Source organism: Kribbella sp. NBC_00482 (assembly GCF_036013725.1).
Classification (GTDB): Bacteria; Actinomycetota; Actinomycetes; order Propionibacteriales; family Kribbellaceae; genus Kribbella.
In genome coordinates this window covers 3,168,178-3,179,654 of sequence record NZ_CP107881.1, presented here as the reverse complement: position 1 = coordinate 3,179,654, position 11,477 = coordinate 3,168,178, and the positions used below count along the sequence as shown (strand labels likewise).

Annotated in this window: 13 protein-coding genes; 8 read left to right on the top strand and 5 right to left on the bottom strand. The window is 68.8% G+C overall.

What is annotated here, in order from left to right; all coding sequences use genetic code 11:
• The first annotated feature begins 7 nt into the window (after nucleotides 1-7).
• Complete coding sequence (locus tag OHB24_RS15760; RefSeq protein WP_327639766.1) at nucleotides 8-712, top strand: YqeB family protein; 705 nt, start codon at nucleotides 8-10, stop codon at nucleotides 710-712.
• On the opposite strand, the gene OHB24_RS15755 is transcribed toward OHB24_RS15760, so the two are convergent.
• From OHB24_RS15755 to OHB24_RS15745, 3 genes are all read right to left on the bottom strand, one after another.
• The gene (locus tag OHB24_RS15755) at nucleotides 709-1,086 is read right to left on the bottom strand and encodes a pilus assembly protein CpaE (RefSeq protein WP_327641073.1); all 378 of its coding nucleotides are present in this window, start codon (nucleotides 1,084-1,086) and stop codon (nucleotides 709-711) included. The genes OHB24_RS15760 and OHB24_RS15755 overlap by 4 nt on opposite strands.
• 95 nt (nucleotides 1,087-1,181) lie before the next feature.
• Complete coding sequence (locus tag OHB24_RS15750) at nucleotides 1,182-1,550, bottom strand: hypothetical protein (protein ID WP_327639765.1); 369 nt, start codon at nucleotides 1,548-1,550, stop codon at nucleotides 1,182-1,184.
• Between the two features lie 18 nt (nucleotides 1,551-1,568).
• A complete protein-coding gene (locus tag OHB24_RS15745; protein ID WP_327639764.1) occupies nucleotides 1,569-2,282 on the bottom strand; it encodes a M15 family metallopeptidase in 714 nt (237 codons plus the stop codon).
• Between the two features lie 177 nt (nucleotides 2,283-2,459).
• On the opposite strand from OHB24_RS15745, the gene OHB24_RS15740 reads away from it, so the two are divergent.
• Both OHB24_RS15740 and OHB24_RS15735 read left to right on the top strand, forming a co-directional pair.
• Nucleotides 2,460-3,818, top strand: a complete 1,359-nt coding sequence (locus OHB24_RS15740) for a sensor histidine kinase (protein ID WP_327639763.1) — start codon at nucleotides 2,460-2,462, stop codon at nucleotides 3,816-3,818.
• Entirely contained in the window at nucleotides 3,815-4,555 is a 741-nt protein-coding gene (locus tag OHB24_RS15735) for a response regulator transcription factor (RefSeq protein WP_327641072.1), read from the top strand. Before OHB24_RS15740 ends, OHB24_RS15735 begins: the two co-directional genes overlap by 4 nt.
• Before the next feature lie 148 nt (nucleotides 4,556-4,703).
• On the opposite strand, the gene OHB24_RS15730 is transcribed toward OHB24_RS15735, so the two are convergent.
• Nucleotides 4,704-5,720 carry a helix-turn-helix transcriptional regulator gene (locus OHB24_RS15730; RefSeq protein ID WP_327639762.1) on the bottom strand — a complete coding sequence of 339 codons (1,017 nt, stop codon included), beginning with the start codon at nucleotides 5,718-5,720 and terminating at the stop codon, nucleotides 4,704-4,706.
• Nucleotides 5,721-5,781: 61 nt separating this feature from the next.
• Here OHB24_RS15730 and OHB24_RS15725 point away from each other — a divergent pair, with 61 nt between their 5' ends.
• Together OHB24_RS15725 and OHB24_RS15720 are read left to right on the top strand one after the other, a co-directional pair.
• Entirely contained in the window at nucleotides 5,782-6,948 is a 1,167-nt protein-coding gene (locus tag OHB24_RS15725) for an epoxide hydrolase family protein (protein WP_327639761.1), read from the top strand.
• Nucleotides 6,945-8,045: a winged helix DNA-binding domain-containing protein gene (locus tag OHB24_RS15720; RefSeq protein ID WP_327639760.1), complete on the top strand. Its 1,101-nt coding sequence runs from the start codon at nucleotides 6,945-6,947 to the stop codon at nucleotides 8,043-8,045. Before OHB24_RS15725 ends, OHB24_RS15720 begins: the two co-directional genes overlap by 4 nt.
• Here the strand turns inward: OHB24_RS15720 and OHB24_RS15715 are convergent.
• Nucleotides 8,042-8,404 (bottom strand): MmcQ/YjbR family DNA-binding protein, encoded by a 363-nt coding sequence (locus OHB24_RS15715; RefSeq protein ID WP_327639759.1) that lies wholly within the window; start codon nucleotides 8,402-8,404, stop codon nucleotides 8,042-8,044. The genes OHB24_RS15720 and OHB24_RS15715 overlap by 4 nt on opposite strands.
• 43 nt (nucleotides 8,405-8,447) lie before the next feature.
• Here OHB24_RS15715 and OHB24_RS15710 point away from each other — a divergent pair, with 43 nt between their 5' ends.
• The 3 genes from OHB24_RS15710 to OHB24_RS15700 are packed head-to-tail and all read left to right on the top strand — an operon-like array spanning nucleotide 8,448 to nucleotide 11,477.
• On the top strand, nucleotides 8,448-9,524 hold the full coding sequence (locus tag OHB24_RS15710) for an alpha/beta hydrolase (protein WP_327639758.1): 1,077 nt from the start codon (nucleotides 8,448-8,450) through the stop codon (nucleotides 9,522-9,524).
• Nucleotides 9,484-10,230 carry an esterase family protein gene (locus OHB24_RS15705; RefSeq protein ID WP_327639757.1) on the top strand — a complete coding sequence of 249 codons (747 nt, stop codon included), beginning with the start codon at nucleotides 9,484-9,486 and terminating at the stop codon, nucleotides 10,228-10,230. Before OHB24_RS15710 ends, OHB24_RS15705 begins: the two co-directional genes overlap by 41 nt.
• An 11-nt stretch (nucleotides 10,231-10,241) precedes the next feature.
• Nucleotides 10,242-11,477 (top strand): ATP-grasp domain-containing protein, encoded by a 1,236-nt coding sequence (locus OHB24_RS15700; protein ID WP_327639756.1) that lies wholly within the window; start codon nucleotides 10,242-10,244, stop codon nucleotides 11,475-11,477.

Genomic DNA, 11,477 nt, shown 5'->3' with positions numbered 1-11,477 from the left:
TCGGTCCATGGGGTCTACGACTGCGGATCGCACGGTGATCGGCCACTCCGCCGCGGACAAGACGTTGCTGTTCGGCGGGCTGCCGCTGGCCGGCCTGGTGCTCGGGTTCTTCCTGCCGCGGATCGCCGACTGGGCGGCCGGGCGGCAGTGGGTGCCGTTCCAGGGTCCGCTGAAGCTGATCGCCGCGTGGGACAGCTGGTGGGTCGTGGTGATCTGCGTGGCCGTCGGGCTGCTGGCCGGCGTACTGCTGGCCGGGATGGCGCTCGACGACACCATGAAGGTGACGATCACCAGCCAGTCGGTCGAGTTCCTGAAGAACCAGAAGACGGTGACGGTGCCGCGGGTGAAGGTCGCGGTGGCGTTCCTGGACGGCAAGGAGATCGTCCTCCAGGACGCGACGTCGCGTGAGCTGGCCCGGGAGAAGCACGATCAGCTCAAGTCCGAGGCGAAGCGGATCCCGGCGGCGTTCCGTTCCCACGGCTACCCGTGGTCGGACTCCGGCGACCCGCACGAGTCCGAGTTCCGGCGCTGGGTCGAGGGCGACCCGGACCTCTCGCCCGCGGCGAACGCGCTCCTCCGGGCCCGCTCCAAGGCCTTCGACCAGGGCGACAAGGGCAAGGCCGACCTGCGGGAGCTCCGCACCGACCTGGCCAACCTCGGCTACAGCGTCAAGGACAAGGACAAGAAGCAGTACTGGCGGTCGACACCCTAGGCGTCGAGCAGTTGGATGACTGCTTCGGCGTACGCCTGTTCGGCGTCGTCTGAGGTGTGGGTGCTGTTGGTGAGGGTGACTCGGTAGCCGTCCGGGGTGGCTTCGAGGGATCGGAAGTGCGAGCCGAGGAGAGCGCGGAGCTGCTCCTCACGCGGGAGCCAGATGACTTCGCGTTGCTCGATGCTGTCCAGGGCCCACTCGGTGGTGCCGTTGAACCCGATCACCTTGCTGCCCTGGTAGTCGTGCACCTCGACGGTCATGTCGCTCACCACGAACACGTCGTCGTCCATGTCCCGGTCCGGTACGGCGAAACGATCCCCGGCCGCCGGTGCCCACAGCACCCCGGCCTTGCGCAGTCGTCCGGCCTGCTCCATCGTGATCACCCCTCCATCCTCCCCACGGCACGCAAACCCCGCAGGTCCACGCGAGCCGCGACCACCGAGATGCGGCTCGCGCGGAGGATGCAGAGTCAGCGGCCGAGGGCTGTGCGGAGCTCGTCGGCGCGGTGGGCGATGCGGTTGCGGCACTCGGTGGTGAGGGGCAGGTCGATCAGCGCGGTCGCCTGCAGGTGGCTGAGGGCGAACTCCTCGCGCAGACGTCGTACGGCGGTCACACGGTCCGCGGAAGCCCGCAGTACCACTGCCACCTCGTCACGGCGCTCGAAGGCGGCCAGTACGCCGTCGTAGATCTCCAGCTGCGTATGCGCGGAGCGGTCCGGCTCCGCCACCGCGTGCTCCACCTTGTCGCTGGTCCGGATCACCTGGCGCCACAAGGCGGGTACGGCGAGCCGGGCGCGGGTGTAGCGCCGGGTGAGGGGCTGTGCGTAGGTCATGGTCATCTCGGTTTCCCCCTTGGATCAATCTGCCTTGGCCACCGCGTGCGGTTCGCGCGGCGGGCACTTCTTGCCGGGCGTTGTGAGCGCCTCGAAGTGCCAGGGTTCGTTGTCGTACCGGCGGCACACGCCGTACCGCCAGCCGTTCTTGTTCAGCCATGTCATGGCGGCCGCCGGACCGATGTCCACGGCCTTGCCCTGCACGTGAGCGGAGTACTTCGGCGGCAGCACCCAGCGCGTCGCCAGCTTGTACGACCCGTACTTCTTGATCGCGTCGTTCAGCAGCCGCTGCTGCTTCGCCGCGCTGCGCCGGCCGGACGTGATGCTGATCCTGACGCCGTCGGCCTTCGCGGCCGTGATCGCCTTCGCCAGCCGCGACTTCAGCTTCGGCGAGAGCCCGTCGATGCTCTCCTCACGCGATACCGGCGTGGGCTTCTTGGAGGGCGTCGTCGCGGTCTTCGGCGGCGCAGTCGGCGCGGTCGGCGTCGGGCGTGACGTCGTACGGCGGGACGGCGTGGGGGTCACCAGCTTCGTGGTGGTGGGCGGTGCGCCGACAGCGGGCGCGCCGACGGTCGACACCACCGGCTCCTTGTCCGCACCCAGACCGAGCACCTCGCCGACCTGCGCGTGCCACAGCAGCAGCGCTCCGACGACACCACCGACCCCGACCACACCGATCACGGACAGCAACCGCGTCCGCGCCATCGTGTTCCGGCGCGGCGGCACGTCGTGACTCATGGGGTACAGCCTCTCGGATCCGGGTGGGGCGGCACATCGGTCCCAGGGACCGTTCTCACGTCCCATCTGTAGCCCCTGAGTATCAGTTCGGACGCTGAGCCTCCTCCAAAAGTTGGAGAGCCTGCCCCTCCGGGCAGATGAAGCTTTGGCAAACACAGACTGACTACGCTGGGCGACATGATGGGAGTCTGGCGCCGATTGTCGCAGGGGCAGCAGGACGTGCTGCGCGCGGCGCTCATCGGGCTGGTCTGGTTCGCCGTACTGAACCTCATCAACGGCACCGGTCTGCGGCCGCACAACCCGGCCGTCTCGGTCGTCACGGGTGTCTTCCTGGTCGCCACGGTCGCCCTGGTCCGGCGGATCCCGCGCACGATGCTCTTGGCCGTCTCGGTGCTGTACCCGTTCCTGTACGCCGCCGCCGGCACCGGCCTGGCGGCGCAGCTCGGTCTCACGATGTTCGGTCAGCCCGAGATCAGCGACGCGGCGCTGCAGTCGGAGATCCACCTGGTCCCGCTGCTCGTCGTCGGGTACCTGGCGGCGTCGGCCGGCGTACGGCGGTTCACCTGTCTGTTCTTCACGATGGGCAGCCTGGCCGGGTTGATGATCGGGCTGCCGGCCGTGGTCGCGATCGTCCTCAGCCATGTCAACCGCGACATCCTGCGGGGCGATCGGTACCAGAGCCTCCCGCGGGACGTGCCGAGCCTGTACTCGTACATCGACGTGTCACTGTTCGTGTTCGCGGAGGCACTGATCTGCGGGATGGTGCTGCTCGGTGCGGACGCGCGCCGGCGCCGGAAGTCGGTGGCCCTGCTCGAGCAGCGCAACGCCGAGCTGGTCCGGCTGCGTGCGGTCGAGGCGGAGCGGGCCGCGGTCGCGGAGCGGACCAGGATCGCCCGCGACCTGCACGACGTGATCTCGCACCACGTGAGCGCGGTCGTGATCCGGGCGCAGGCGGCGGACCGGGTGGCCGACGAGCGACCCGAAGTACTGCGGGAGGCGATCCGCTGGATCATTGCCAGCGGCAAGGAAGCGCTGACCGCGATGCGGGAGACGGTGCGGGTGCTGAACACCGCGTCGCCGCAGATCGCCGGCGACACCGGGTCCGGCGGCGGCACCGCGCCGGTGCCGGACCTGGCCGACGTGGCGCGGATGGGTGAGCGGCTGAAGGCGGTCGGGATCGACGTGACGATGGAATTGCCGCCACGGCAGCGACAGCTCACGTCGGCGACCGACCTGACCGCGGTGCGGATCATCCAGGAGGCGCTGACGAACGTGATGGTGCACGCCAAGGCCAGCTCGGCGCGGGTGACCTGGCAGAGTGGACCGCAGGGCGAACTGCTGACCATCGACGACAACGGGAACGGCGGTCCGCCGCCGGTGAACGTGCTGGAAACCGCGCGCCGCAAGGAGAGCGGCCGCGGCAACGGACTGATCGGGATGCGGGAACGGGCCACAGCGGTCGGCGGCACCCTCGCCGTCGCGGCCGGCCCCCTGGGTGGATGGAGAGTGCAGGCATGGCTGCCGCCGCAGAAGTGAGCGAACCGATCAGGATCCTGGTCGCCGACGACCAGGGCGTGATCCGGATGGGCCTGGCGATGATCCTGGACCACGAGCCGGACCTGACCACGGTCGCGCAGGCCGAGAACGGCGAGGAGGCGCTCCGGCTGATCGAGCAGCACGACCCGGACGTCGTCCTGATGGACATCCGGATGCCCGTGATGGACGGTCTGGTGGCCACCGAGCGGATCACGACCGCCAACCGTGAGGCCGGCCGGGCGCGTCCCGCCGTACTGGTGCTGACGACGTTCGACGACGAGGCGTACGTACTGGCCGCCGTCCGTGCCGGAGCGTCCGGGTTCCTGTTGAAGGACACCGATCCGGATCTCCTGGTCTCCGCCGTACAGGCGGTGCACCGCGGTGACTCACTCGTCGATCCGGCCTCGACCCGCGTACTGCTCGAGCGCTGCATGGAGCTGGAGCGTCAGGTCGACGGCGGTACGGCGATCAGCGCGCCGGCGCAGCCGGATGCGCGATGGGCCGGGCTGCTGTCCCACCTCAGCGAACGGGAGCGGGAGATCCTGGTCTGGATGGCCCGTGGGCTGTCCAACCGCGACCTCGCGACCAAGCTGTTCGTCAGCGAGACCACGGTCAAGACCCACGTGAGCTCGGTGCTGTCGAAGCTCGGCCTGTCCAGCCGGGTCCAGGCCGTCGTGGTCGCCTACGAGGCCGGAGTCGTCCGACCGGGCGAAGCCGATGTGCGCTGGGATTCCTAGGTAAACAGCAGGACCCCGACCGCCACTACGGCAAGCAGAATCACAACGGTCACAGCTTGGCTCAGCGCCGACGCCTTCTGGCGCCGGGGTAGGAAGTCCCCAGTCATGCTTCAAGAGTCGCTCGCGAAATCGCGCCACCCATCGGCCGTCAGGATGGTTCTGGTCTACTACCTGAGGATGACTGGTCGTTGCCAGGGGCATCCGAACGGCCAACCGGCCCGGCCGCGCGGTGCAGACGGTCGGCCAGTGCCGTGAGGGCGGTGGCCAGCTCCGGCGCGTCGATGACCTCGAAGTCGACGTCCAGGAGACCCAGGTAGAGCGTCAGCATCTGCGGGGTGTCGGAGCCGACCCTGAGCTGGCAGCGGTTCGGGCCGAGCTCCTCGATCTCGACGGGCAGCGGGAGCTTGGCGCGGATCTCGGCGGCGGGTGCGTGCAGCAGGACGCGGGCGTGGTACCGCCAGGTCGCGGTGCCGACGCCGCGCTGCAGCCTGGCGGCGACCTCGGCCTCCGGCAGCTCCCGGGGCGTGAACCGCGGGCCACCGGGGATCTTCGGCGTGATCCGATCGGCCCGGAACGTCCGCCAGTCGTCGCGCTCCGGATCCCAGGCGATCAGGTACCAACGGCGTCCCATGACGACCAGCCGGTGCGGCTCGACCTCACGGCTGCTGGCCCGCCCGTCGTAACTCGCGTAGTCGAAGCGCAGCCGGTGCTCGGAGCGGATCGCCGCCGCGATCGCGATCATCACGTCCGCGTCGACCTTCGGCCCGGTGCCTGGTACGGCGAGAGTCGCCGACTGCAGCGCGTTCACCCGGTGGCGGAGGCGTGGCGGCAGGACCTGCTCCAGTTTGGCGAGGGCACGGATCGAGGTCTCGCCGATGCCCTCCACCCCTCCGTTGGCGGCTGTGCGCAGGCCGATCGCGACCGCCACCGCCTCGTCGTCGTCCAGCAGCAAGGGCGGCAACGCGGCGCCTGCGCCAAGCCGGTAGCCACCGGCGAGTCCGGGCGCGGCTTCCACCGGATAACCGAGCTGCCGCAGCCGGTCGACGTCGGTGCGGATCGTGCGGGTGGTCACTCCGAGCCGCTCGGCCAGCTCGGGGCCGGCCCACAGCGCGCGGGTCTGGAGCAGGGACAGCAACCGGAGCAGGCGGGCCGACGTGTTCAGCATTTCTCCAGGATGACCGACATTGCGGAAGAAAGTCTTCCGCAATGGCTTCTACGGTCGGAGTATGACCAACACACAGGAGATCCGCCCGTTTCTGATCGAGATCGACGAGGCCGACCTGGCCGACCTGAAGTTCCGGCTCGAACACACCCGCCGGTCGCGTCCGGTCCCGGGAGACGCCGACGACTGGAGCCGCGGCATCCCCGGCAGCTATCTGCACGATCTGGCCGAGTACTGGCGTACGTCGTACGACTGGCGGAAGGCGGAGCAGGAGCTCAACAGCTATCCGCAGTACACGACCGAGATCGACGGGCAGGTCATTCACTTCTTCCACGTCCGTTCACCCGAGCCGGACGCGACGCCGTTGCTGATCACCCACGGCTATCCCGGATCTGCGGTCGAGTTCCTCCGCCTGCTCGGACCGCTCTCGGACCCGGTCGCGCACGGCGGCCAGGCCGCGGACGCCTTCCACGTCGTCGTACCGTCCTTGCCCGGGTTCGGGTTCTCGACGCCGTTGTCCGGCGGCGGCTGGGAGCTGGGACGGACGACCGCCGCGTTCGCCGAACTGATGACGCGGCTCGGCTATGAGCGGTTCGCCGCGCAGGGCGGCGACATCGGCGCCGGCATCACCGGGCACCTGGGCGCGACCGTGCCCGACCGGGTCATCGGCACGCATGTGAACAGCGACCGCGGAACGCTCAGCCTGGCGGGCGAGTTCGTGCCGCTGCCCGACGACCTCGACGAGGAGGATCTGGCGGTTGTCGCGCAGGCCAAGGCGGCCTGGCAGGCGGGACGTGGCTATCTGGATCTGCAGAACCACACGCCGGACACGATCGCCGCCGGACTGACGGACTCACCGGTGGCGCAACTGGCGTGGATCGCGGAGAAGTTCCAGGCGTGGACGGATCCGTCGAAATCGCCCGAGGAGTCGGTAGACCGCGACCAGCTGTTGACTCTGATCAGCATCTACTGGTTCCGCAGTGCGGGCGCGAGCGCGGCCCGCTTCCTGTACGAGGCGGCACACTCCGATCTCGGTTGGGGCGCCAAGTCGTCGGTGCCGGCCGGCTGGGCCGTCTTCAACAGCAGTCCGGTCGTTCGCCGGATCGCCGATCCGGGGAACGAGATCACGCACTGGTCGGACTTCACCGAGGGCGGTCACTTCCCCGCGATGGAATGCGGCGAATTGCTGGTCGAGGACATCCGCGCCTTCTTCCGTACGCTTGGCCGATGAACGCCTCGACCCCGGTCCGCGTGCTCAGCCGTCGTGACCTGAACCGTGCCCTCCTCCAGCGTCAGCAGCTGCTGCGCCGGGAGAGCGGCACGGTCGCCGAAATGATCGAGCGGCTGGTGGGTCTGCAGGCGCAGGCCCCGCTGGCGCCGTACGTCGCGCTGTGGTCGAGGCTCGAGGGCTTCGACCCGGCCGATCTGTCCGCGCTGCTGACGGACCGGGACGTCGTCCGCGGCACGCTGCTGCGGGCCACGATCCATCTCGTCACCGCCGAGGACTGCCTGACGATGTGGCCGCTCATCCGACCGGTCGCGGAACGTGGACTGCGGGGAGCGTTCGGCAAACGACTGGCCGGGGCCGACCTCGACGCTGTCGTTGCGTTCGGCAGCGACCTGCTGAGCCGGGAGCCGTACAGCCGCAGCCGGCTGGGTGAAGTCCTCGGCGAGCGCTGGCCGGACTGGGACGCGACGGCGATGGCGTACGCCGTCAGCTCGCTGATCGGCACGGTTCAGGTCACGCCACGCGGAGTGTGGGGTCAGACGGGTCCGGCCGCGCTGCAGACGATCGAGAGCTGGCTCGGCCGGTCGCCGGTGCCGAATCCTTCGATCGACGCGCTGATCCTGCGGTACCTGGCGGTGTTCGGTCCGGCGAGCGCGGCCGACGTACAGATGTGGTCCGGGCTGACGAAACTGCGTGAGGTGCTGGACCGGCTCCGGCCCGGGTTGCGCGTGTACGCCGACGAGGACGGGCGCGAACTGTTCGACGTACCGGACGGTCCGTTGCCTGACGCGGAGACGCCCGCGCCGGTGCGGTTCCTTCCGGAGTTCGACAATCTGCTGCTGGGGCACGCGGATCGGCGGCGGGTCAACCCGTCCGGGCGGCCGGTACCGCTGCCGCCAGGCAACGGCGCCGCGATGGGCACCGTCCTGATCGACGGCGACTACGCGGCCGACTGGCGTCATCACCGCGGCGCCGACCCGACCCTGCGGGTCACCACCCACGGCAAGGTCACCGCCGTCGAACAGGAAGCGATCGAAGCGGAGGCCGTGGAGCTCCTCGGCCTGATCGGCAGCAAGGACACGCCCGTCGTCGTGAACTAGGTTCCGAAGTACTCGGCGCGGACTTTCTTCGGGACGCACAGTGCCCAGGCGTCGAGGATCAGCTCGCGGAGTTCGTCGTACTCGACGGCTGCCAGGTTGAGCTCGATCCACTGGAATCGTTCGTCGGACGGGCGCGGCGGGAGGAACTTGTCCGGCTCGGCGGCGAGGGCGGCGGCGCGTTCCTCGCGCGGGAAGCCGAGGCCGATGGTCTGCTCGTCGGCCGCGACCGCGAGGTACACGATCTGGCCGACGCGGAACTTGATCCGGTCCCGGACCAGTACCTCGTAGCTGCGCGGGAGGTCCGCGGTGATTTCGCGGATATCGGTGAGATCGACCACCTTCCCACGATAGAACGTCATCACTGACATCCCTTGTCAGTATTTCCGCCAGTACCTTGGTTGGATGCCTGATGTCGTGAGCGCGGTCGAGGGGGCCGAGGTGGTGTTCCGCCTCGGTGACCCGACGCATGCGTACACAGGCGTCCGGTTGTGGCAGGAGCTGGGCCTCGCGGCGGAGCTGCTCGAGTTCAAGCCGGTCGACTACGGCTGGGAGCTGCGGCTGCCGCGGCCGTCGGTACACCGGATGGAGTACCTGTTCGACATCGCCAACCTCGGCACGCGGACCGATCCGACCAACCCGCGTTCGGTCGGCGGAGCGTTCGGGCATCATTCCTGGCTGCCGTTGCCCGGGTACGTCGAGCCCGAGTGGCTGACCGTTCAGCCGATCCCGTCGACGCTGACCCCGGTGACCGTCGAGTCCCCGGTCGGGCAGGTCCACGTGCAGGTCTGGGCGCCGGAAGGCATCGCTCCGGCGTTCGAGCTGCCGCTGCTGCTCGCTCACGACGGTCCGGAGTTCGCCGCGTACGCCGGTCTGGCGCAGTACGCCGGCGCGATGGTGGCCGGGTCCGCGCTGCCTCCGTTCCGGCTGGCGCTGATCGAGCCGACATCGCGCAACCTCTGGTACGCCGCGAACCCGCAGTACGCCCTGGCTTTGACGCAGTACGTCGTACCGGCTGTGCAGACGCAGTACCAGAGCCGACGGCCGGTGATGATGGGGGCGAGCCTGGGTGCGCTCGCGGCGCTGCACGCGGAGTGGAGCTTCCCGGGGACGTTCGCCGGGCTGTTCCTGCAGTCCGGGTCGTTCTTCACGCCGGAGACCGATCCGCAGGAGTCGAAGTTCGAGTTCTACGCCGAGGTGACCGGGTTCGTCGCGCAGGTGCTGGCGGCAACCACGGCGCCGAGTACGCCGCCCGTCGGGATCACCGCGGGGACGACCGAGGAGAACGTGCACAACAACCGGGTGATGGCGGCGCGGCTCGCCGAACTCGGGCTGGATGTGGCGCTGGACGAAACTCCGGACATGCACAACTTCACAGCATGGCGGGATGTACTGGATCCTGAGCTGACGGAGCTACTGCGACGGACCTGGGGTGGGGCTGATGGAACGCGAGCAGGTCGAGTTGGAGGCGCCGGGGCTTGACCGCCGCGGAACGCTGATCCGGTACGGCCATTTCGGCCGGCCGGTGCTGGTCTTCCCGAGCGAGCAGGGACGCGCCTGGGACTACGAGAACAACGGCATGGTCGACGCGGTCGCCTCGCTGATCGAGGCCGGACGGGTCAAGTTGTACTGCGTCGACTCCTACGACCACGTCAGCTGGTCGGACCGGAGTATCCAGCTCGAGGACCGGGCCCGCCGGCACGAGCTGTACGAGTCGTGGATCGTGAACCAGGTGGTGCCGACGATCGGGTCGGACTCGCCGGGGGTCAGCGACATCATCACGACCGGCTGCAGCCTCGGCGCGTTCCACGCGCTGAACTTCGCGTTCAAGCGGGCCGACCTGTTCCCGCTCGCGATCTGCCAGTCCGGGAACTACGACGCGAGCAGTTGGCACGCGTGGGGCGAGCGCGGCGACGCGACGTACTTCAACAACCCGGCCGACTACCTGCCCAACCTGTCGGGCGACCATCTCGACTATTTGCGCAGGCGGCTGTTCATCGTGCTCACCGTGGGTCAGGGTGACTGGGAGACCAACCCGACCGGCTCGCTGCCGTCGGCCCGCGCGACCGATGCTGCGCTGACCGAGAAGGGCATCCCGCATGAGCTGGACATGTGGGGGTACGACGTAGCACACGACTGGCCCTGGTGGCAGCAGCAGCTAGCCCATCACCTGCCCCGATTCTGCTGAGGAGAGTCCACGTGAGTGATCGTTCGAGGCATCTGATCGGGTTGTTGCTGGGGGCCGAGGAGGACTGGCCGCAGGCGTTCGAGGCGTTGCTGCAGCGGGTCGGTCCGGTGACGATCGACGGGCACGAGCACGAGTTCGGGTCCCGGCGGCTCACCATCGAACCGTTCGACCTGAACGACCCGGTGCGCGTCGGACTGGTGATCGACCGGCTCGCGTACTGGTACTACCACCCGCGCGAGTGGCTGAAGAAGGCCGCGCTGATGAACGGCACGTACCTGCTGAACTCCCCGTTCACGTTCCAGTCCATGGAGAAGCATTCGGCGTACTGCGCGATGCTCCGCCTCGGCCTGAAGATCCCCCGGACCGTGCTGGTGCCGTACAAGAACCCGCTCGACAACGTGCGCTGGGCGTACACGTCGGCGACGTACAACCGGCCGTTCGACCTGGACGCGATCGCCGACGACCTCGGCTACCCGCTGTACATGAAACCGTTCGACGGCGGCGGCTGGCGCGGGGTCTCGCGGATCGGGGACCGTGACGATCTGCACCGCGCGTACGACGAGTCCGGCGAGATGCTGATGCACCTGCAGGCGACGATCGAGTACGACAAGTTCGCGCGAGCACTGTCGATCGGCGCCGAGACGATGGTGATGGACTTCCGCCCGGACGAGCCGATGCACAACCGGTACGCCGTCTCGCACGACTTCCTCAGCCCGGGCGCCGGCCACGAGGCGGTCGCGATCAGCCGGATCGTGAACGCGTTCTTCGGCTGGGAGTTCAACTCCTGCGAGATGCTGGTCAAGGGTGACTCGGTGCACCCGATCGACTACGCCAACGCCTGCCCGGACGTCGCGGTCACGTCGCTGCACTACTACTTCCCGTGGGCGCTGAGCGCGCTCGTGAAGTGGTCGGTCTTCTGCCTGGCGACCGGCCGGCGTTCGTCGGTGGACCTGCACACGGAGCGGTACTTCGACATCGCGGACGACTCTTCTTTGGACTACGACGCCAAGCTGAACGGGTACCTGGCCCTCGCGGACGAGCACTTCGAAACCACGAAGTACCACGAGTGGTGCGCCGCCCACCTCGGCGACTTCGACCTCAGGGTCCGGGACTGGGTATCCGGCCCCGACTTCGCCCGGATCCTCCAGGAGACCGTCGCCGCGACGTACCCGCTCCACGAACAGGAGAAGTTCATGGCCCACTTCAAGGGCCTCACCGACCTCTGGGTGGCCGATCAGGCAGGCTAG

Excerpts from the sequence above, each read along its gene's own strand:
- OHB24_RS15760 (WP_327639766.1), top strand. The coding sequence starts at position 8 with ATGGGGTCTACGACTGCGGATCGCACGGTGATCGGCCACTCCGCCGCG.
- OHB24_RS15755 (WP_327641073.1), bottom strand. The coding sequence starts at position 1,086 with ATGGAGCAGGCCGGACGACTGCGCAAGGCCGGGGTGCTGTGGGCACCG.
- OHB24_RS15750 (WP_327639765.1), bottom strand. The coding sequence starts at position 1,550 with ATGACCATGACCTACGCACAGCCCCTCACCCGGCGCTACACCCGCGCC.
- OHB24_RS15745 (WP_327639764.1), bottom strand. The coding sequence starts at position 2,282 with ATGAGTCACGACGTGCCGCCGCGCCGGAACACGATGGCGCGGACGCGG.
- OHB24_RS15740 (WP_327639763.1), top strand. The coding sequence starts at position 2,460 with ATGATGGGAGTCTGGCGCCGATTGTCGCAGGGGCAGCAGGACGTGCTG.
- OHB24_RS15730 (WP_327639762.1), bottom strand. The coding sequence starts at position 5,720 with ATGCTGAACACGTCGGCCCGCCTGCTCCGGTTGCTGTCCCTGCTCCAG.
- OHB24_RS15725 (WP_327639761.1), top strand. The coding sequence starts at position 5,782 with ATGACCAACACACAGGAGATCCGCCCGTTTCTGATCGAGATCGACGAG.
- OHB24_RS15720 (WP_327639760.1), top strand. The coding sequence starts at position 6,945 with ATGAACGCCTCGACCCCGGTCCGCGTGCTCAGCCGTCGTGACCTGAAC.
- OHB24_RS15715 (WP_327639759.1), bottom strand. The coding sequence starts at position 8,404 with ATGACGTTCTATCGTGGGAAGGTGGTCGATCTCACCGATATCCGCGAA.
- OHB24_RS15710 (WP_327639758.1), top strand. The coding sequence starts at position 8,448 with ATGCCTGATGTCGTGAGCGCGGTCGAGGGGGCCGAGGTGGTGTTCCGC.
- OHB24_RS15705 (WP_327639757.1), top strand. The coding sequence starts at position 9,484 with ATGGAACGCGAGCAGGTCGAGTTGGAGGCGCCGGGGCTTGACCGCCGC.